Below are 20,118 nucleotides of genomic sequence, written 5' to 3'. Positions count from 1 at the left end.
AATCCAGCAGCCGAAAAGAGCAAAAAAAACGAAGGCGCGTCAAACCACTGCCTTCATTTTTTTCATTTATCTGTTAACGGCTCCCACTGAACTTACGATCGTTAGAGTAGATCAGCAAATTCTTCGTCATCAGCTTGTTCACTTTTACCCGCTGTGATCGCTTCGATTTTTAAATTTGCTAACGCTCGTGCCATCATGCCTTCGATGTCCAAACGTTTTTCCAGCTCTTCGACTTTTTCTAATTTTGGCCGCGTCTTAGGTTGCGGTGGCGCAAAGATCGTACAGCAATCTTCAAACGGTTGAATCGCAAGCTCAAAAGTATCGATTTTTTCTGCCAGTTCGATGATCTCCGTTTTATCCATCGTCACCACCGGCCGAATGATTGGTGTTGTCGTCACTTCATTGATCGCAACCATACTGTGTAACGTTTGAGAAGCAACTTGTCCCAAAGATTCTCCATTGATGATCACTAATCCATGGCGAGCTTCTCGGATCTGATTGGTCAAACGCAACATCATTCGCCGCGTCAACGTCATCCAGTAGCCTTGTGGTGCTCGTTTTTTGATTTCTTCTTGAACTTCAGTAAATGGTACTTCGATAAATTGAATGCTGCCGACGTAAGGGGTTAATTTTTCCGTTAAGTCTTTAGCTTTTTGCAATGCTTGCTCACTTGTGTAAGGCGGACTGGCAAAATGAACCGCTTCGATCTCGACGCCGCGCTTCATCGCTAAATAACCAGCCACTGGCGAATCGATCCCGCCAGAAAGCATCAGCATCCCTCGACCGCTCGTTCCGACTGGCAGACCGCCTGCACCTTTGATCGTCTCATAAGACAAATAGGCGCCATCCCGTCTGATCTCCACGCGCAAATTGATGTCAGGACGTTTCATTTGAGCTGTGATTGCAGGAAAAATATCCATCACGGCATTGCCTAAAAATTGTTGCAGTTCGTGGCTGTCCATTTCAAATGAATGATCGCTGCGTTTCGCTGTGATCTTAAATGTCTCGCGTCCAGTGTAGATTTCTTTGATGATCGATTGTGTCAATGCTTTTAATGCTTGCGGTTCTTTTTCACAGCGAATGCTAGGTGAAAAATTTTGGATCCCGAAAACTTGCGTTAATTTGGGGATCACAGCTTGACTGTCTTCCCCATTCAATAACAAATGCATCCGGTCACGATCAGCATGGATCTTGAGCGCGGGAAAATCAGCTAACGCATTGCGGACATTTTGTGCCAGCTGCATGATAAAAGTGCGACGGTTTTTACCTTTCGTTGATAATTCACCGTAGCGCACCATAATTTCTGTATATTGCACGTTTGACCTCCTAATTGATCGTCGAAAATTTTTGATACAGTTGGTGGAAGACGACCATAAATTGCTCGGCTTCTGCCATCGTGTTGCTCTCGTCTAAACTGATGCGGACCGCTGTCGTTGCTTTTTGATGAGGGACATGCATCGCATGCAGAGTCGAACTCTCGACTTTTTTACGGCTTGAACACGCACTGGTCGTCGAGATAAAAATTTGTTTTTCTTCAAAGGCGTGGACGAGGACCTCACCGCGGATATCTTTCAAGCCAAAGCATAAAATATGCGGCGCAAAATTTTCTTCACCAGAAAATAGCGTGACCTTTTCATATTGCGCTAAGGCTTCTTTCAAATACTTGCGGATCACGGCCGTATGTTCAGGTCGATCCGCGATTTTTTCTTGCGATAACCGCAAGGCGCGGCTCATCGCTACGATTCCCGGCACGTTTTCGGTCCCGCTGCGTTGATTGTTTTCTTGACCGCCGCCGGTTAGTAACGGCGCTAATTTCTTTCCTTGCTTCCAATAAATAAACCCGACGCCGCGTGGTCCATGGAATTTATGTGCTGAAAAAGTCGCAAAGTCAACTCGCGGTGTCAACCACGTACTAGTTGCGACTTTACCGATCGCTTGGACTGCATCTACGTGAAAATGGATCGTTGGCTGATCGGCTAAGAGCGCGCTGATTTTTTCGATCGGTTGGATCGCGCCGATCTCATTGTTGACTGCCATGACGGATACTAAGATCGTATCTGACCGTAATAAATTTTTCAATGCGTCGACTTGAACGAAGCCTTGTGCATCGACTGGACAAACGCTCACTTCAAAGCCTAACTCTTTTAATTGCTGCGCGCTTTGGCTGACAGCGGGGTGTTCCACACTAGAAATGATGATGTGCTTGCCAAACTCGCGCTTAGCAAGTGCACTGCCTTTTAAGATCCAATTGTCGCCTTCTGTCCCACCACTAGTAAAATAAATTTCAGCTGGCATTTTACCAATCAACTCCGCGATTTGTTTGCGGGCTTGTTGCAGTAAACGTTGGGCTTGATTGCCTAACTCATGGAGACTCGACGGATTCCCAATGATGCGCTGGCTCGTCTTGACATATGTATCAAGTGCTTGCGGATAAATCTTCGTGGTCGCACTGTTATCAAAATAAATCATGCTTACCCTTCTTTCAAAAATTCTTTCCCATTATAGCGGGAAATCTTCTATCCAGCAACCCGCAAGTCGGTTAGGATTTTTATAATTTCCACTAGCTACTCTTAAAAAAAGCTGAAGTGAGCTTTGACTAGCTAAAAAAACAGTCGAAGCACTCACTTCGACTGTTTCTTTGCGGGAACCTTAAACTAGTTCACGATTTTTGAAATAGAAGTCTTCGATCCGTTTGTAAGCCCCGGGCTCGACTCGTTCTAACGCCTCACCGATACTATCTAACGCATCTTGATACCGATATTCTTTATTGAAAAGATCCAAACTTTCATCAATCGCATCTTTGACCTCAGGATACGTGTGACGATAGCGGTTCGCGTATTGCATCATCTGCTCGGCCAAGGCTGCAGCATCGATCAAATTATTTGTCTTTTCATCTAACAGATCCATATCATCATGACATAAGTCAACTAGTTGGTTGATCTCTTGCATATTGATTCGAATCTTATTCAACGCTTGGCTCAATTCTTCGACACGATCGGTCGCGACAAAGAAAAATTCTAAATAATCAGCGGGCAAGCCCGGTAAACGCTGTTGATCGACATACCGTTTCAAGCCTCGCAAATGAAATTCGAAATCTTCTACTTTTGCTCGTGCATTTTTTTCACCAGCCCGCAATTCACTGAGTCCTTGATCGATTTCAACTTGGCGCGTTTCGATGTCATCTAACACTTTAAACGCATCTTTGTAAAAACCAGCCACCCCTGAATAAGATAGTTGCTGTTTGTTTGCTTTGACTTCAGTCGCTCGGTTGCGCCGTGACAATTCGTCGATCTCCGTTTGGAAACTGCGTGCTCGTCCTAGCTCGTTATCATTTAAAACGTAACTTTGAGCCGTATGGTCCAATTCGATCATCAATTGATGGTTATTTTTCATCGCGTGATCGATATATTCTTTCAACGTCTCGCGATTACTCAAGACAAAACGTTTTGCTTCAAACTCGGTCTCCAATGTTTGATATAAGTTTTCAATCAAATCAGCCGTTTTTTGATTATCAGCTTCTACCGTTTCCAAATCTAAGCGTTCCAAATCATTTTGGCTAGTAGCAATCCGCTTTTTGACTTGATCGATCTGACCTTTGACATCCTCATCTGGAAAAACATAACTGTCTTCTAACATCTCTTGGTGCGTTTTTTCGATCTCTTCGATCTGACCCGGGAAGGTGTTCATCACATCTTCTTGTAGCGGCGGGATCTTTTGCATCGTTCCTTGCACGTCATACGCATGTTTTTCCGCCGTCTCTAACACTTGGCGCGCTTCTACCGGATCACCGGAAGTATTCAGTGTTACAAACTGAGTAAATTCTGTTTCAACATTTTTGACTTGCTTTTCCAATTCTGGCAAGGCTGGGCCATATTGTTCTTCGTTTTCTTTCAGCTCTTTTTTTAATTCTTCAAACACATCTAACGCTTGTTGGACCGCGTGTGAGTTTCGTTCTTCGGTTTCTTTTAATTCTTTCAAACCGCTTCTGATCTCACTAGCTGCGTCTTCCATTTGCGTCATCGTAGTCTCAGCGTCTTCGATCACCGCTTTACTTTTAAAAAAGCGAAACGTCTCATTTTGGCTTTCAACTTCAAAGATCTGACTTTCTAATTCGGCGAACGCTTTAGTCGAAACATCTTTCCAACGTTGATTCCAATCACGAAACGTATTTTGACTTTGGCCGACTAAGTGCATCTTACGAACGTCATTGAGTTCTTCTAAGACCGGTTGCGCAAAAAAAGTTTCTTTGCGTTCTTCTAGCGCTTGCAGCCGCTCTTGATTTTTCTTTTTCAACATGCGACCGACTAGAAAGATAACGACGGCCAAAATGATGATCCCGATGATGACACCAATAATAATATTACTCCCCATCCAATGTTCCTCCAGTTTCAACTCTTATTTACAGTTTTCGGTAAATTTTATTTACGCAAATTTAGGCAAAATTATCTAGGTTCGATTATAACACAAAGACTAAGGGGGTTCACCACCTACTTTCGTGAATTCCCGCTGTGAGTTTATTAAAAATTTACCGCTTGTCCTGAAAGGAAAACTTTTTTGTTCCCGATTCAAATCAACTTGCAGTTTGTGTTTATTTTAGATACTATTAAATACAAATTAAATTTAGGGGTGACCAAAATGAAAGTAATTAAATTTGGTGGCAGCTCAGTCGCGTCAGCCAAACAATTAAACAAAGTCTTAGCGATCGTTAAAAGTGATCCTGACCGGCGCTTTGTCGTCGTGTCGGCTCCGGGTAAACGCGAGCAGACAGATAAAAAAGTCACCGATCTTTTGATCACCTATTATCACACCGTCAAAGAAAAAAAAGATCCCAGTGCGATCGTCGCAGAAATTTTTTCTCGCTACCAACAAATCGCCACAGATTTAGCTTTAACTGAACCGTTGGAACTATTAGCACAATTAAAAAATTTAGCCCAGACAGCTGATTTTACCGATCCTTATTTATTAGATCGTTTCTTATCGACCGGTGAAAATCTCAATGCGCAACTCGTCGCTGAGTTTTTCAAACATGCCGGACTAGCCGCTCGCTACCTCGACCCAAAAGAATTAGGCATCACGGTCACCGCTGAGCCGCAAAATGCGCGCGTTTTAAATGAGTCGTATGAAAAGATCAATCACTGGAAAGATTCTGCAGAAATCTTAGTCATCCCAGGTTTTTTTGGTTATACGCAAGCCGGGAATATTTGTACTTTTTCTCGCGGCGGTTCAGATATCACCGGCTCGATCGTTGCTGCGGGAGTCAAAGCGGAGCTATACGAAAATTTCACCGATGTCGATGGGATCTTTGCTGCCAATCCTAAATTCGTCCACAAACCTGAATTAATGAAATGCGCGACTTATCGTGAAATGCGCGAATTGTCTTACGCTGGTTTTTCAGTGTTCCATGATGAAGCATTGATGCCATCGTTTAAAGCAAATATCCCCGTTGTGATCAAAAATACGAATAATCCTGATTCGCCAGGTTCAACGATCAAACAAAGTCATGCGGAAGATCAAAATCAAATCGTCGGCATCGCGAGTGACGATGGTTTTTCTAGTATCAACATCAGTAAATATTTATTGAACCGCGAAGTCGGGATCGTCGGCAAAGTGTTGCGGATCTTAGAAGAGCGCAATGTCAGTTTTGAACATATGCCATCCGGGATCGATGACATCTCGATTATTTTACGCTCTCATCAACTCGACCAAGTAAAAGAAGAAGAACTGCTGCGAGCGATCGCTTATGAGATCGATCCTGATTCCCTCGTGATCGAACATGGGCTTTCCGTAGTAGTGTTAGTGGGCGAAGGTATGAAGTATCAGCCTAATATCACCGCTGACAGCACTGCCGCTTTAGCTCGGAAAAATGTCAACATCCGCATGCTGAGTCAAGGTGCTGGTGAGGTCAGTATCGTATTTGCCATCAAAAGCGAACAAGAACGGGCGGCGGTGCGCTCGTTGTACTATACTTTTTTTGATTAAAAAAACAAGGCGAAACGTAGTGTTCAGACTACGTTTTGCCTTCTTTGTTGTCGGATTTTTTCTGCAGCTCAGTGGGCTGGCTCAACTTTTTTTGACGTTCCAATTCGGCTGCGATCTTCGGCTCAGGCGCAAATTGCTGGGCCCACGTATCTGGTTTCAGCACTTTATTTGTCACCGGATCATAATGCGGCTTGCCATCAGGAAAAAGTTTACCTAGATTAGCCGCATGTACGATTTGATAGATTGGTGCTGGATCAACGTCTAAAAGCGCAAAAGAACCATACGTAAAATACAATAGATCCGTCAAAGCATCTACTTGCCCTACCAGCGGATTTGTGACGGCTTCACCTTTTGCCAAGACTTTATTTTTAGCCGCCTCAATATTTTGATGCAGTTGCGTGATCAGCGTTTCAAATGTTGCTGGATCATTTTCGCTAGCGGCATATAAAAATTCTACTAACTCTTCAATTTTAAAACCTGCGCGAAAGGCAGCAGTCTCGCTGGTGAACGCAGTCGGTGACGCGGGGATCCTTGGATCAAAGATTTGATGAAAGTCCCGCGCGGATTGATAAGGTGTTTCCAAAAGCTGTCCCTCCTTAGTCAGTTAAACAATCCCATAGTGTTTCAAGGCGTAATAAATACCATCGTCGTCATTGGTCTTGGTTACAAAATCAGCCGCGGCTTTCGTTTCGGTTTGAGCATTGCCCATGGCTACGCCGATCGCCACGCCTTGGAGCATCTCGATGTCATTCAAATGATCCCCAAAAGCCATCACTTCTTCTAATCGTAAATCATTTTGACTTAAAAATTGTTGAATGCCTAATAATTTCGAACCGCCTTTTGGGATAATATCGACCGAGTAAGGATTGGAACGTTGAAAACTGCAATTTGGCAGCCGCTTTCTTAAATACGCTTCTTCTGATTCGGCACTGTATAAGACGCATTGATAGATCGGCTCATGAATGATCGTAAGTTTGCTGTAACGCCCTGGTTTGCGATGAGTATTGATCTTTTGCATCATTTTTTTACTCGCTCGAACGGGAAACCAAGTCGGCATTTTACCGGCTAAACGTTTTAGCCATTTGCCTTGGGACTGCTGCATCAAGTAACTGCCATCAACGCGAGTCCGCCCGCCAAAAATAATTTGCCGAAACTCTTCATCAGCAAAGCGGACGATCTCGGCTAAGACTTCCGCTTCAAAGGGATGACGATACAAATCCAGCTGATCGGTAAACACCAGCTGACCGTTATAGGTGACATACATGTCCATCGGTAAGTGATCGATCCGTTGTGCCAAGTCAACGGGGCCTCTTCCAGTCGCGATTCCGCATAAAATTCCCTTTGCTTGCGCCGCAGTGATTGCTTGTTTTGTACTTTCCAATGCTCGCGACTGACTGCTCATCAATGTGCCATCGATATCAAAAAAAATTGCTTTTATCATGTCTGCCCTTTCCAACTGTCTTTTTTATTCGTGGACCCACAAAAAATCTGCTGTCCCAAACTTTCCTCAAAACAAATCCAATTGACTCGGATTTAAATCGTTATAATCAAGTCCTAACAACCGAATCATTGCGAGCGCGTTATCGGCGGCGTCTCCACCGGAATTATTATTGAAAATCACCGCAGTCTGCTGACTTTTTTTAGCCACCTGTTGGATCTTTACGGCAAGTTCAGCAAGTTCTGTTTCATTATAGCGATACAGCGTGCGTTTTTTACGCCAGCCTTGCCCGCTACTTTTCCAATAATCTTTGTTGCGGCCATGAAATCGAAACAGTGTGAAAGCCGGATTCGTCACCGTTAGATCAAGAGGCACGGTGTCTAACAGTTGCGGCTCATCCACCATGACTAAACTAAATTTTTGTGCTGCCATGAACTTCAACGTTTTCGTTTTTAATTCTGGTGCATACCAAGAAAAATCTCGCAATTCGATTGCCAGGGGCACGTCTAAAAAAGCTTGCCGCAAAGTTTCTAAATAGCGGACATTTTTTCGCGTGCATTTGAATTGAGCGGGAAACTGCGCTAAACAACAATACAGCTTGCCACTTTCAAGTAGCGGCGCCAGTGCTTGCAAAAAGTGTGCGGTCAGCTCATCAAATGAGCTATAATGATCTTGCCACTTGTTTTGGCCGGTGAAGCCCGCGTAAAGTTTGACAACAAACCGAAAATTTCCTGGCACTTGTGCGACCCAATTTTCCACCGTACTGACTCGTGGAATCCCGTAATAGGCCGTGTCGATCTCGACGAGGGGCAATTTCCCGGCGTATTCAAACAACGTGGTCTGTTCTTTGCCTGTCAAGGCGACGTGTTCATTAAAAGAAGTTAATCCAATTCGAATCATAGTCGACTCCCAACTCTTTTCTTCCTAGTATACAATATACAAGATGATATTTTATTTTGAAATGACTTTTACAGAAATTAGGTGCAAAAAATGACTTTAACCCGCATTTTGATTTTACATACTGGCGGTACGATCTCCATGAGTGCCGATGAAAACGGTGCAGTTCGTCCTGACGCTAAAAATCCTTTGCTACTAGAAGGTCAAAAAATTTTATTACCGGAAAATATCGAACTCGTAGTGGAAGATTTTTCTAATCTCCCTTCACCGCACATCACATTAGAGATCATGTTTGAATTAAAAGAACGGATCAAACAAGCAGTCAACGAAAATTTTGATAGTGTCGTCATCACGCATGGCACCGATACTTTAGAAGAAACAGCTTTCTTTTTAGATACGACGATCGGTGACTTGCTTCCGATCGTTTTAACGGGTGCAATGCGCTCGATCAATCAGCTAGGTAGCGATGGGCTGTATAATTTTGAATGCGCGCTGCGAGTAGCTGCTTGTCCAGATGCGATCGGCCAAGGTGTGTTAGTGGTGATGAATGATGAAATCCACAGTGCGCGCTACGTGACGAAAACGCATACTACAAACGTTGCGACTTTCCGCACGCCGACCTTGGGACCACTGGGGCTCGTCACCAAATCAAAAATTTTATTCATGCAGGAACTGCCAGAAGCTAAACGCTATGACATCACGCACACGCAGGGGATGATCCCGATCATCAAAGCCTACGCAGGCATGCAAGGAAAATTCTTTGAGATGCTCGCTGACACATTAAAAGTCGAAGGGCTAGTGATCGAAGCCCTCGGTGCTGGCAACTTACCACCCCAAACGCTGCCGGCGATCCAACACTTACTCGAAAATCAAATGCCGATCGTTTTAGTCTCTCGTTGTTTCAATGGCATCGCCGAACCAGTCTACGATTACCACGGCGGTGGAGTTGAACTAGCCGAGATGGGCGTGATCTTTTGTCGCGGGATCAACAGCCAAAAAGCACGGATCAAACTACTGATCGCTCTAAACGCTGAGCTGTCCCCAGCTGAGTTGCGCACCTTTATGGAAGCGTAAAAAATACCAGCCTTTTCCTCGATAAAATCCGTTGACAAAATGCGGCTGCACCAAACGCAATACTAGTCGCTAAAAATAAAAACTCGATGACCAATCCTGAAAAGGAGCGGCCCGTCGAGTTTTTATTTTGCTATTTTAGTAGGCTGGAAGATTGAACACTTTTTTATTGTAATTCACCCATTGTCATGAGAGTCAATCTTAATTCATTTTTCGCCGTGCTTTCCTAAGTATTGTCCACATCGTCTCAATGAAATCGTAGCCATCAGAAAGCATAGACCATCTTAAAGCGTGCTAATTTAGTCGACGAATTTAAAAATAATTCGTGCTGCTTTTTTGCTTGTCTAAAAGTAAATTTCATGACTGAATATTAACGTCTTGTGATGAAATGGATCAGAGCTGATTTCCATATGTTAACTTCTATCTTGTAAACAAAATACTATAGGAGGTTTTAGCATGAAAAATGCAAAAGCATTGTCACCCGAAAAGACTAAAAAAGTATTCGGAGGAGATTCTTGGAGTAGACTAAGTAAATTAGCTGGAGGCCTAGCTACTGGAGGTGCTGGCGGCGCAGGCTTAGGAACTGCAATTTGCGGACCAGTGTGCGGCATAGTCGGCGGAGTATATGGAGCTATGGTTGGTGTAGCAGCAGCCGAATGGGATGTAAGAAAATAAATTAAGGAGTGCTCAAATTATGAATGAAAAGACAAAACATTTATTTAATTCAAATCCTCTTTCTATTGAAGAGCTAAAAACAATTCAAGGTGGAAGTACTGTAGGTATTTTAGGAACAACTTTATCTGGAGCAACAGCCGGAGTAAAACTTTGCTCAGCTGGCGGACCTTACGCAATGGCAGTCTGTGGTATAGGTGGAGCTGCGCTCGGCGCTGGTTTCGGTGTATTGACCGGCGCATAGAAAGCTCACTGGATAAAAGTTCAAGCTTGGTTTGTCTCGCTAGCCAATATCGGATTGTTTCTTATTACCTCAAAAGTATGGCATGAGCTGCGAAATCAAAACTAAGAGCTGATCTTAGTTTTGATTTCAGATCTTAAGCAGTCTTTTAGCAAAGAAAAATCGTTAGCAACAACTGTGTAAGTAATCACGAACTTAACAGGAGGATTACTGCACAGTTTTTTTGTTTTTACTAGAAGACGATAGTATCTACTGGTCCTAATATTGAATTGAAGCAGACACTTCAGCGACTATTTTAGCTTAAGAAAATTAACAAAGACCTGCCATGATTTTTAAACGTTCAAATTGAAATTATTTTTCGTTTCTGATGGTATAATTGCTTTTTTAAAAAGCAGCGTTCGATCCTCAAAGCTTCTGAAATATCAAAAACAAAAACTCGACGAGCCACTCCTTTTCAGGATTGGTCATCAAGTTTTTGTTTTTAGCAACTAGTACTGCGTTTGGTGGCAAACCAATTTATTTTAGCTGCCACACTAAATTGGCTTCACAGGCTAGCTGATCGCCTAACCGAATCTCGTGGCGCGTCAGTATATGCCCTTCACTTGCCGGATCGATTTGATAATGGCTTTCGATATCGTTGCCATATTGGACTTCTTTATCAAATTTTACATTGACGGACGTCGGAATATGTTGCGTCATAAAATCATACCCTAACACGTCGATGATCCAATTGAAATACATTGCATTGTTGACATGCTGGTTACTATCTAAATCATAAAAACGAACATGGTAAGGCCGCATGCTCCCGTCTTCGACTTTTTCGATCTTATCCCAGCGTTTGATCTTTTTAATTTTTGGCGATTCGAACGGTGCCATCAAAGCTTCATCGACACTGCTCATCTTGCGTTCTTTTACTTTCATCAAGACAAACGCCATCTCGATTTTGACTAACTCATTGCCGGCTTGATCAGCCACCCAATAATCACGGTAACAAAAATATTTATTAAATGCGGTCGGTTCGGTCATGATGGAGATGACTTCTCCAACTCGTGGCAAGCGTGCGATGGTGATTTTTGTCTGCGTGATTACCCACGTCAATCCCAATTGATTAAGATATTCTGAACTGCGATTTAATTGATCGCTTTGATCGGATGATGCTTTGACCGCTACACTGATCAGCGCTGGAAAGGTCATCGTTTGATTGATGTCACATTCATAATAAGCGACTTCGTGTTCGATCGTGTATTGACTGCCCAAAATTAATTTCCTCCCATTAAGATACGGTCGACTGCGCCGCCGTAACTTTCTCCAAAAATATTTAAATGAACTAACAAGTAATACAGTTGATAGATCGGTAAACGTGCTTGCCAACCCGTTTTCAACGGTAAAAATTCTTGATACGCGGTAAAAAATTCGCGCCGAAAACCACCGAAAAGCTGCGCCATTGCTAGATCGACTTCCCGATCGCCATAAGAAACTGCTGGGTCCACAAAGACTGGTGCTCCATTTTCATCATAAAAGGTGTTGCCACTCCAAAAATCCCCATGCAGTAAACTCGGGGTAAATGTTTCAGTCTGCCACGTTTTAAGTGTTCGAGCTTTTAAGCGTTGGTAATTTTTTTCGCGTTCTGGCTGCCAGCGATTACGGGCTTTAGCCAACTCGATTTGAACTTCTAACCGTTCTGTAAAATAAAAATTTGGCCAGTTTTGGCTTTCATGATTTTTTTGCGGCAAAATCCCCATAAAATTAGCTCGTGGATAGCCAAAGGTCGCCGCTTTTTTCTGGTGTAACTTGCTCAACTCCCGCGCTAGATCTTTCGGGTCACCGGTTCCTGGTGTGATCCACTCCAACAGCAAGTACGCTTGTTCACCGCATTTCCCCACTTGATAAACTTTCGGCACGCGGACAACTTCACCTAACGCCTGCAAGCCGTCTACTTCCGCCGCAAAAAAATTCTCGTCCATTTGTGGATGGACTTTCAAAAAATAATCCGACTGGCCATCGGTTACCCGAAACGCTTGATTGATATCGCCGCCATTGATCGGTAAAAATTTTTGTTGCAAGTCGAGTTCTTTCAGTAGTTCTTTCAGTAGTTCTTTCATCCCACTCACCTACACTAAATAAATTTTTTGCAAATCTGCGATCGCTTGCGCGTTGAGCTGCAGTCCTTTCGCTACGAACTCTTCGAATGTCCCATAGGTTTGTTTGATCTCAGCAAAACTAGCAGCCAAATATTCTGGCTTAGCCGCTAATAAGTCGGTGATCTCATGTAATAATTCAGCTGAAGCACCCGCTGTTTTGGCTTCTGCCAGCATGGCATCGATCCGCGGTTTCAAATACACGTTCGTTGCCAAATAATCCGTTTGAATGATTTCATTTGGTACCCCCAACAACTTCAACAACACAGCAGCGGCAAAACCCGTTCGATCTTTTCCGGCGGTACAATGGAACAACACACTTTTTTGCGGCGTCGGATTAGCTAATAAGATCTCAAAGTAACGGCGGTATTGTTTTTTGGCATGCTCGTCTAAAATAAAATGCCGATACACTTCGATCATCTGCTCATGCGCGGCTTGACCATTTTGGATTTGATTGAACAATTGATTGGGCGCTGCTGATACGCCTGTTTCATCGATGGGAAAGATCGGTAAAAAAATATTTTCGACTTGCTCGATCACTTGATCCGGTTTTTTAGCCCGCTCATCAGCCGAACGAAAATCCACGATCGTTTGCAGCCCATACTCCGCAAAATATTGTTTATCAGTTGGCGTCAACGTATCGATTGCCGCCGATCGGATCACTTTTTTTGCAGCAGTTTGTTTTCCTGAACGTGTGACATAACCCCCTAAGTCACGGACATTTGCGGCTTCTTTGATTGGCAACACTTTCATTTAGAACGCCTCCTTTTTGATAAAAGTATAGCATAGCCCAGCAAAAAAAAACGGAACGAACGATTTTCTTCGTCCCTTCCGTCTAACATCAATCTGCGCCGACTAGTTTGATCGTCGTTTTGAAATATTGTTCCATAAACGCGACTTTTTGATACAATTCAGCCGCAGAATACTCACGACTGCCATCGGTCACGATCCATTTTTCTTCCACATCATCTTGGCGTACGGCAACTGCTACTACTTCACCGACAAATGTGGTCAAAATATCCGAATCTTCCGTAACGATGTAAGCGTCTTGAGCCTCGCCATCGCCCCCGATCACCCCAGCTACAAAACCGTAATTTAACGGATAAACATTTCCAAATTGATCGGTATACCCCAGCGGGCGATCTACGGTCACTTCAACTTTCAAACGTTTCATCTGCAACACCTCCTCTTTTTACCCTACTAAAAAGACCGCTGAAAAAGCAAGGACTTGCTCAGCGATCTTTTTTGGTTTCAATTTGATTTTTCATGCTCCGTTGGCATGGGTTCTTCTACGAGTAGACCATCTTCCATCCGAAAGATCCGATCACTCCACTTGACCATTCGCGGATCATGGGTGACCATGATCGTCGCTTTTTCTTTTTCGTGCGCTTCTTTGACTAATAATTTGACTACATCGTACGCGTGATCAGTATCTAAACTAGCAGTCGGCTCGTCGGCCAAGATCAAACTAGGTTCATTGTACAATGCGCGGCCGATCGCAACCCGTTGTCGCTCACCGCCAGATAATTCGTTCGGATATTTATTTTTTAACGCTAAAACATCCAGCGAGTCTAGCAACGCATCGATTTTGGCTTCTTGCTGCGTGCGTTTTTCAACGTTATCTACGAGATAAAATTGTTCTTTGATCTTTAAAAAAGGTATCAAGTTGGAACTTTGCAAAATAAAACCTAATTCTTTAAACCGCAATCGGGCGCGCCTTTTTTCATTCAACGTTGAAAAATTCGTTCCATTGATGATGATCTCTCCGCTCGTTGGATTTTGCAAGCCGCCAGAGATCGTTAAAAAGGTACTTTTACCCGAACCCGATGGCCCAATGATACTGATAAATTCCCCTTGCTTAATGCTAAAATCAATTCCTTTTAACGCGGTGATCTCTGCATGGCCGTGACCAAATTTTTTGATGATCTGCTTCATGATTAAAATGTCTTTCATTGTTTACCCTCCAATCGCTGTGATCGGATCGACTTGCGCCACCGTCCGAATCGAAAATAGTCCGCCTAAAACCGCTGCTGCAATCAAGATCCCACTATCTAACAACCATTGAGAAAGATCGATCGCAAACGGCATTGCAGTCGGCAAAATAAAACTGGTTAAGTAAGCCAATAAAAAGGCCAGGCCAGAACCGATTATGCCCACGATCAATGACTGACTGATAATGGAACGTGCGATAAACTGATTGCTGATCCCTTGAGCTTTCATGACGCCAAAGATCGCAGTTTTTTGCAAGGTGATCACATACATGAAGATCCCAATAACTGCCGTGACGATCACAAATAAAAAGTAGATCATCCCCATCAACGTGATATTTTGGGCTGAATAACCTGGGATATTGTCGATGAATTGGGTCTTCGATAATTTTTCGATTGCCGTACCGTTTTGTTTGATCGTCGTTCTCCCGCGAGTCAAAACCGCAGTGAGTGGTTGATCATCGCTAAGAGACTGACTTCCAAATTTCAATTGGCGCCATGTCGCTAGTGAACTGTAAACAACTGGTGTCGCGTTGAAATACGTCGGCTTAAAAATACCCGTGATCTTCAATTTTGTTTTGGAACTGCCAAGCTTTACCTCATCACCGATTTTGTAGCCTTGTTCCGCTAGATTTTTTGAGATGATCACTTCATTTTTTTGGTCAAACATTTGTCCTGAAGTTACTTTCGGTATGAAAAAAGCATCGGCTTTACCCGCAAACAACGTGACGTTTAATTGTTGATCGCCTTCTTTGATCGCACCACTCAGCATCCCGATCCCAACTTTTTTCGGAGCGTTCACTTGGTCGAGGTCGCTATTTTTTAATTGTGAAGCGGCAAACGTTTTGTTGCTGTCCGTAGACAAGATCACTTCCGTCGGCTGCCAATCTTCCACCGCTTGTTTGAATTGGTTGGATAATCCAAACGCCAGACCGGATAAAATAAAAACAACATAAGCTACTAATAGCATGATCCCGATCACTAAACCGTAGCGTAGTTTTGCGTAGCGAATTTCTTTCAGTGCTAAAAACATCTGCTTTCCTCCTTTGTTGACCGTTCGTAACAGGATTAAAAAAATTTTTTATTTTTAATCCAACGGTTTTAACTGATGGCAAGTCTAACGCACAAGTGACAAATTGTCACTAAATCTGCTTACACTATTTTTATTCGCTGCTCGCTAAAATTTTTTCCGCTACGACCTACTGAGGTGACACTTTCGTAAAAAAAATCCCGCTCAACCTGAACGGGATCGAATTTATTTTCGTAACTTAAATAATGCCGGGGTGATCGCGCCTACTAAAAAGCCGGATAACACCGCTTCTAAAATTGAGTTCGTCGCGACGATACTAGCTAAAAGCGTGGCCAGAGTCCAATGCAACTCGGCCGCAAAAAACAAATAGATCGCCGATAAAACAAAGATCGTATTGATCACCGAACCCGCAACTCCAGTCACCACTAACCCCAGCTTACTGATTTTTTTTCGTCCAAAGAGTTGATAAATAAAATACGGCGCGATCCCCACGATGATCCGCGGCACGATCGATACTAACAGCGCACGCCAATCACCATGATTCGTTCCAAGGACGGGCACGAACGGGGTGAAAATAAAATTGACCGGCCCAGGTGTTACGGTAGCCACGATCACCGAAAGGATTCCCCACCATAGACCTAAGAAGCCTCCCATTTTAGGTCCCAACACGATCGACAACACGATGACCGGCACCATCAGAATCGTTGGCTGGATCGGAAACGGCCAAACACTGGCTAATATTTCATTCAGTACGATCAAAATAACTTGCAGTGCCATAAACATCGCTAAGATCGTCATTTCTTTCGTCCGATTTCTTTGCATTCCACTCACCTTTTTCTTTCTAATTGATAATTCATATTATAACGACAAATCCAAATTAAAGATAGAAAAGACTTTCGCCACGATCATTTTAAGTAAGGAAGCGCTAAGAATCCAAGTGAAAGGGATTACAATTTTGTTGAAAAGCAGTATACTAAAAGGCGAAGAGGTGTTGATCATGTTAGGGGCAATTATTTTAGCAACCGTGCTACTGTATGGTGTCAATATGTATGTCTTCTTAGTCTACTTCAAAGAAAAACAAATTGAAAATGGCGTCGATAAACTCGCCGTTTTATTTGGTACTAATATGACCGTGGGCTTTATTGACGCGTTGATTTTATTTGGTGGTTCGTTGATTGAAGAAGGACTGGCTTTAATGAGTATTTTTTAAACTTCTAGTTAAGTTGCTTCCATCAAAGGGGGCAGCTTTTTTTATAGTCGCTAGAAAATTACCACCGCTAATCGCTGAAGTCAACTAAATGAACCTTGCAGGCAATGATCGTTGCCCAATTTTTTACGGCTGAGACTGACCGTTGAGATTTTACTGTTTGTCGTTAAGCTTACTTTAAGTTTCACCTTTTATGCTATAGACAAGAAGGTGAGACAGATGAAAAAAACAATTACCGATTACAGTTTAGTTCTGCTTTTCGTTGGACTATTCTTCTTTACCTTTCAATTCATCAACTCGTCGATCTCAGCTTTAGCCGGCAGTCAAGTCACGACGCAACAAAAAATCAGTGAACCGACTATCATGGTTCCAGGAACGAACGGCGACGCAGATCGTTTCGATGAATTGATCCAAAAATTAAAAGAAACTGATCCTGACACCGCAGTTATGAAAGTCACGGTCAAAACCGATGGCACGTTAGCGGTTTCTGGCTCTTTAAATCAAGCAACGAAACATCCGATCGTCGTCATCGCGTTTCAAGATGCAAGTGATGGACAACCAGCCGTCGCCAAACAAGCAAAATGGTATCAACAAGCACTGACTTATGTTCATGAAAGTTATGCTTTTTCTAATTACAATGTAGTCGCACATTCTAATGGCGGCCTTGTACTCACAGATTATTTAGAAAATGATCGCTTACCTGAAGACCCTCAGTTAGATCATTTGATTACACTAGGGACACCTTTTAACGACGTAGGCGATTACAATCATGGCAACCAATTAAAAGCTATCAGTCCTTGGCTCAACAGCTATTTAAAAAATGCGAATAAATTGCCGACTGAGCAGCTTTCAGTCCTTAATATCGCCGGTGATCAAAATGCGACACAATCAGATGGCACCGTCGAGTTAGCTAGTGTGAAAGCCGGCGCTAAATTATATCAGAACAGTGCTAGTTACACTGAGCTAGAAGTCGATGCCAGTCACAGTGATCTCTTAACAAATCCGGTTGCAGCCCAAGCAATCGAAACGATTTTTCATTAAAGCGAATTGGAATGATTCCAGTTCGTTTTTTTGTGCAACGGAAAAACAAACTCAGGTTAATTTTATGCTAGACTGGATGAAAAAGGAGGCTTCCGTATGGACGATGAAACATTTTGGGATGAATTTGCGGCTGAATATGAAGCAATCCAACAAGAGTCTAACGCTGCGATCGAGCCAGCACTCACCGAGTTTTTGCTGGCAGAAAAAATCTTACCTGCTAAGACTTTGGTTGATCTAGCAGGCGGCACCGGGCGTTACGTACCCTTTTTGCAGCCTTACGTGACTCGTTACTTACTCGTAGATTTTTCTCAAGCGATGCTAGAGATCGCGCGGACAAAAAGTCGCCAGCCAAATCTAAGCTTGAACAAACAAACCCAACAAACTTTTTTGGCCACGACACCGCCGCATTCCATCGATGTGATCTTTAGCGCGATGAATCCAGCGTTGACACCTCCTGATCTGCTACAGTTGAAACACTTAGCACAAAGCTACGTGCTGATCTTACGCTTAGTCGAACAAAAAGATCGACTGTTTTCGCCGTTTGAAATGAGTGATCCTGCACTCCACTTAAATGAAGCCTACAAAGAATTTCTCTTGCAGCAGCAAATTCCGTTTCAAACACAGCGTTTCAGTTTTACTTCGACTGAAACGCTCACAAAAGATTTTTTTACGGCGTATCTCGCCGATGACTTGGCACCTGAAAAATTAGCGCAGCTCACACAAACTTTTTTTGCTGATCAGCCAACTGCTGAAAATCCGCAAGTCATAACCTTTGAGCTGCTCTACTTCCATGCGTAAAATTTTCCAGACAAAAGCGCACCTCCAATTGAAGTGCGCTCAGCTATTTAACTCTTATAGCATTGATTTGTATAACGCGATGATCTCTTCCACAGAAGTATCGCGCGGGTTTCCTGGTGTACAAACATCGCGGTAAGCATCTTCAGCGATTTTGGCGATGTCAGCTTCTTTCATCCCCAGTTCAGCTAAATGTTGCGGAATTCCGACATCGATCCCTAATTGTTTCACCGCTTGAACCGCCGCGTCACGGACCGCAGAAAGTGCCATCGTTTCAGCTCCTTCAATGCCAAATTTCACGGCGATGTCCCGATATTTTTCTCCCGTGTATTCTTTATTGTAGTCCATGATCAATGGTAATAACGCCGCACAAGCAACTCCGTGAGGCGTGTTATACCAAGCAGATAGTGGATGTGCCATCCCGTGAACAAGACCTAAACCAACATTTGAAAAGCCCATGCCGGCGATGTATTGACCCAGTGCCATTTCTTCCCGCGCAGCTTGTTTGCCTTCAACTGAATCTCGCAATGAGTTCGCCACGATTTCAATGGCTTTGATGTGCAGCATGTCCGTCATTTCCCACGCGCCTTTTGTGATGTACCCTTCGATGGCATGGGTCAACGCATCCATCCCGGTCGAAGCACATAATCCTTTTGGCATCCCCATCATCATATCACTATCGATAAACGCAACGACTGGAATATCATGCGAATCGACACAAACAAATTTACGGCTGTTAGCTTTATCGGTGATCACGTAATTGATCGTTACTTCAGCGGCCGTTCCAGAAGTCGTCGGTACTGCTAAAATCGGTAAAGCTGGATTTTTTGTATCTGCTACCCCTTCTAAGCTCAAAACATCTTCAAATTCTGGATTCGTGATGATCACACCGATCGCTTTTGCCGTGTCGATTGATGATCCGCCACCGATCGCTACGATGTAATCTGCTCCTGCAGTTTTAGCTGCCTTGACGCCTCGTTGAACATCTTCAATCGTTGGGTTTGGTACAATGTCATCATAAATCTCATACGCTAAGCCTGCCTCATCTAAGACGGCTGTTACTTTTGTCGCCACTTCAAATTTGATCAGGCCTTTATCCGTTACTACTAACGCTTTTTTGAAACCGCGTTTTTTTGCTTCAGTCGCCACTTCTTTGATCGCGCCTTTACCAAAATACGATGTTTCATTTAAAATCATTCGGTTCACTGTCATCTTTGTTTCGCTCCTTTAAATTTTTGTGTCTAGTTTCACATGTTAAACACTAAAAAAGCGACTTGCGCTTTTTTAGTTACTGCTACAATTCAAAAACTTGTTCCAACTCTACACTGACTGGCGAATGGTCAGGATTTGTTTCCATCATGTCTTTCATATAATCCCACCACTTGCGATTGATCTCAGTGTCAGGCACGCTTGCCCATTTACCTTCGTCTTCGATCTCTAAGTAACCAAATAAATAATCCGTTTCGGGATCTAAAAAGATCGAGTAGCTGATCGCGCCGTGCTCTTTTAACATCTCGCGCATCTCTGGCCATAATTCATCATGTCGTTTTGCGTATTCTTCTTTCAACCCTGGATATAATTTCATCCGCACTGCTTTTTTGATCATTTTTTACTCCTGTCT

22 protein-coding genes are annotated in these 20,118 nt (G+C 43.3%); 7 read left to right on the top strand and 15 right to left on the bottom strand.

The genetic code is table 11. The features are described 5' to 3' along the window. Window positions 1-101: 101 nt before the first annotated feature. The 3 genes from thiI to GVJ38_RS04500 all read right to left on the bottom strand — a co-directional run bounded on the left by thiI (window position 102) and on the right by GVJ38_RS04500 (window position 4,371). A complete protein-coding gene (gene thiI / locus GVJ38_RS04510) occupies window positions 102-1,316 on the bottom strand; it encodes a tRNA uracil 4-sulfurtransferase ThiI (RefSeq protein WP_159721987.1) in 1,215 nt (404 codons plus the stop codon). 10 nt (window positions 1,317-1,326) lie between these two features. Then, the gene (locus tag GVJ38_RS04505) at window positions 1,327-2,469 is read right to left on the bottom strand and encodes a cysteine desulfurase family protein (protein WP_159721986.1); all 1,143 of its coding nucleotides are present in this window, start codon (window positions 2,467-2,469) and stop codon (window positions 1,327-1,329) included. A 180-nt stretch (window positions 2,470-2,649) separates the two neighbouring features. Continuing rightward, complete coding sequence (locus GVJ38_RS04500) at window positions 2,650-4,371, bottom strand: septation ring formation regulator EzrA (RefSeq protein WP_159721985.1); 1,722 nt, start codon at window positions 4,369-4,371, stop codon at window positions 2,650-2,652. A gap of 264 nt (window positions 4,372-4,635) precedes the next feature. Between GVJ38_RS04500 and GVJ38_RS04495 the strand changes: the two genes are divergently transcribed. Next, a complete protein-coding gene (locus GVJ38_RS04495) occupies window positions 4,636-5,979 on the top strand; it encodes an aspartate kinase (RefSeq protein WP_159721984.1) in 1,344 nt (447 codons plus the stop codon). A gap of 28 nt (window positions 5,980-6,007) precedes the next feature. Here the strand turns inward: GVJ38_RS04495 and GVJ38_RS04490 are convergent, their stop codons facing one another. The 3 genes from GVJ38_RS04490 to GVJ38_RS04480 form a co-directional block, all read right to left on the bottom strand. After that, window positions 6,008-6,562: an HAD family hydrolase gene (locus GVJ38_RS04490; RefSeq protein WP_159721983.1), complete on the bottom strand. Its 555-nt coding sequence runs from the start codon at window positions 6,560-6,562 to the stop codon at window positions 6,008-6,010. 21 nt (window positions 6,563-6,583) lie between these two features. After that, window positions 6,584-7,420, bottom strand: coding sequence for a Cof-type HAD-IIB family hydrolase (locus tag GVJ38_RS04485; RefSeq protein ID WP_159721982.1), 837 nt, complete (start codon window positions 7,418-7,420; stop codon window positions 6,584-6,586). A gap of 66 nt (window positions 7,421-7,486) precedes the next feature. Continuing rightward, the gene (locus GVJ38_RS04480; RefSeq protein WP_159721981.1) at window positions 7,487-8,317 is read right to left on the bottom strand and encodes a DUF72 domain-containing protein; all 831 of its coding nucleotides are present in this window, start codon (window positions 8,315-8,317) and stop codon (window positions 7,487-7,489) included. Window positions 8,318-8,407: 90 nt separating this feature from the next. On the opposite strand from GVJ38_RS04480, the gene GVJ38_RS04475 reads away from it, so the two are divergent. The 3 genes from GVJ38_RS04475 (at window position 8,408) to GVJ38_RS04465 (ending at window position 10,301) form a co-directional block, all read left to right on the top strand. Continuing rightward, window positions 8,408-9,388 carry an asparaginase gene (locus GVJ38_RS04475; protein WP_159721980.1) on the top strand — a complete coding sequence of 327 codons (981 nt, stop codon included), beginning with the start codon at window positions 8,408-8,410 and terminating at the stop codon, window positions 9,386-9,388. Window positions 9,389-9,841: 453 nt separating this feature from the next. Further along, window positions 9,842-10,060, top strand: coding sequence for a Blp family class II bacteriocin (locus GVJ38_RS04470; protein WP_159721979.1), 219 nt, complete (start codon window positions 9,842-9,844; stop codon window positions 10,058-10,060). A gap of 19 nt (window positions 10,061-10,079) precedes the next feature. Next, window positions 10,080-10,301, top strand: coding sequence for a Blp family class II bacteriocin (locus tag GVJ38_RS04465; RefSeq protein WP_159721978.1), 222 nt, complete (start codon window positions 10,080-10,082; stop codon window positions 10,299-10,301). 513 nt (window positions 10,302-10,814) lie between these two features. On the opposite strand, the gene GVJ38_RS04460 is transcribed toward GVJ38_RS04465, so the two are convergent. The 7 genes from GVJ38_RS04460 to GVJ38_RS04430 all read right to left on the bottom strand — a co-directional run bounded on the left by GVJ38_RS04460 (window position 10,815) and on the right by GVJ38_RS04430 (window position 16,276). After that, the gene (locus GVJ38_RS04460; RefSeq protein WP_159721977.1) at window positions 10,815-11,555 is read right to left on the bottom strand and encodes an acyl-ACP thioesterase domain-containing protein; all 741 of its coding nucleotides are present in this window, start codon (window positions 11,553-11,555) and stop codon (window positions 10,815-10,817) included. Between the two features lie 2 nt (window positions 11,556-11,557). Further along, window positions 11,558-12,400, bottom strand: coding sequence for a fructosamine kinase family protein (locus GVJ38_RS04455; protein WP_159721976.1), 843 nt, complete (start codon window positions 12,398-12,400; stop codon window positions 11,558-11,560). 9 nt (window positions 12,401-12,409) lie between these two features. Next, window positions 12,410-13,189 carry a tyrosine-protein phosphatase gene (locus GVJ38_RS04450; RefSeq protein ID WP_159721975.1) on the bottom strand — a complete coding sequence of 260 codons (780 nt, stop codon included), beginning with the start codon at window positions 13,187-13,189 and terminating at the stop codon, window positions 12,410-12,412. A gap of 88 nt (window positions 13,190-13,277) precedes the next feature. Then, window positions 13,278-13,610, bottom strand: coding sequence for an inorganic pyrophosphatase (locus GVJ38_RS04445; RefSeq protein ID WP_159721974.1), 333 nt, complete (start codon window positions 13,608-13,610; stop codon window positions 13,278-13,280). A 77-nt stretch (window positions 13,611-13,687) separates the two neighbouring features. Then, the gene (locus GVJ38_RS04440) at window positions 13,688-14,389 is read right to left on the bottom strand and encodes an ABC transporter ATP-binding protein (protein WP_159721973.1); all 702 of its coding nucleotides are present in this window, start codon (window positions 14,387-14,389) and stop codon (window positions 13,688-13,690) included. 3 nt (window positions 14,390-14,392) lie between these two features. After that, on the bottom strand, window positions 14,393-15,457 hold the full coding sequence (locus GVJ38_RS04435; RefSeq protein ID WP_159721972.1) for an ABC transporter permease: 1,065 nt from the start codon (window positions 15,455-15,457) through the stop codon (window positions 14,393-14,395). Between the two features lie 222 nt (window positions 15,458-15,679). Then, entirely contained in the window at window positions 15,680-16,276 is a 597-nt protein-coding gene (locus tag GVJ38_RS04430) for an ECF transporter S component (protein ID WP_159721971.1), read from the bottom strand. Window positions 16,277-16,451: 175 nt separating this feature from the next. Between GVJ38_RS04430 and GVJ38_RS04425 the strand changes: the two genes are divergently transcribed. From GVJ38_RS04425 to GVJ38_RS04415, 3 genes are all read left to right on the top strand, one after another. Continuing rightward, complete coding sequence (locus GVJ38_RS04425; protein ID WP_159721970.1) at window positions 16,452-16,664, top strand: hypothetical protein; 213 nt, start codon at window positions 16,452-16,454, stop codon at window positions 16,662-16,664. 216 nt (window positions 16,665-16,880) lie between these two features. Continuing rightward, window positions 16,881-17,702 (top strand): alpha/beta hydrolase, encoded by an 822-nt coding sequence (locus tag GVJ38_RS04420; protein WP_159721969.1) that lies wholly within the window; start codon window positions 16,881-16,883, stop codon window positions 17,700-17,702. A 96-nt stretch (window positions 17,703-17,798) separates the two neighbouring features. Then, a complete protein-coding gene (locus GVJ38_RS04415; RefSeq protein WP_159721968.1) occupies window positions 17,799-18,500 on the top strand; it encodes a class I SAM-dependent methyltransferase in 702 nt (233 codons plus the stop codon). 54 nt (window positions 18,501-18,554) lie between these two features. Here GVJ38_RS04415 and fucO read toward each other — a convergent pair whose 3' ends face one another. Together fucO and rhaM are read right to left on the bottom strand one after the other, a co-directional pair. After that, window positions 18,555-19,709, bottom strand: coding sequence for a lactaldehyde reductase (fucO, locus tag GVJ38_RS04410; protein ID WP_159721967.1), 1,155 nt, complete (start codon window positions 19,707-19,709; stop codon window positions 18,555-18,557). Between the two features lie 82 nt (window positions 19,710-19,791). Further along, window positions 19,792-20,103 (bottom strand): L-rhamnose mutarotase, encoded by a 312-nt coding sequence (rhaM, locus tag GVJ38_RS04405; RefSeq protein ID WP_159721966.1) that lies wholly within the window; start codon window positions 20,101-20,103, stop codon window positions 19,792-19,794. Window positions 20,104-20,118 lie beyond the last annotated feature (15 nt).

The organism is Enterococcus sp. CSURQ0835, from assembly GCF_902706605.1.
Taxonomy (GTDB): domain Bacteria; phylum Bacillota; class Bacilli; order Lactobacillales; family Enterococcaceae; genus Enterococcus_A.
Note: the sequence above shows the minus strand (reverse complement) of the source record. Positions and strands in the feature narration are given on the sequence as shown.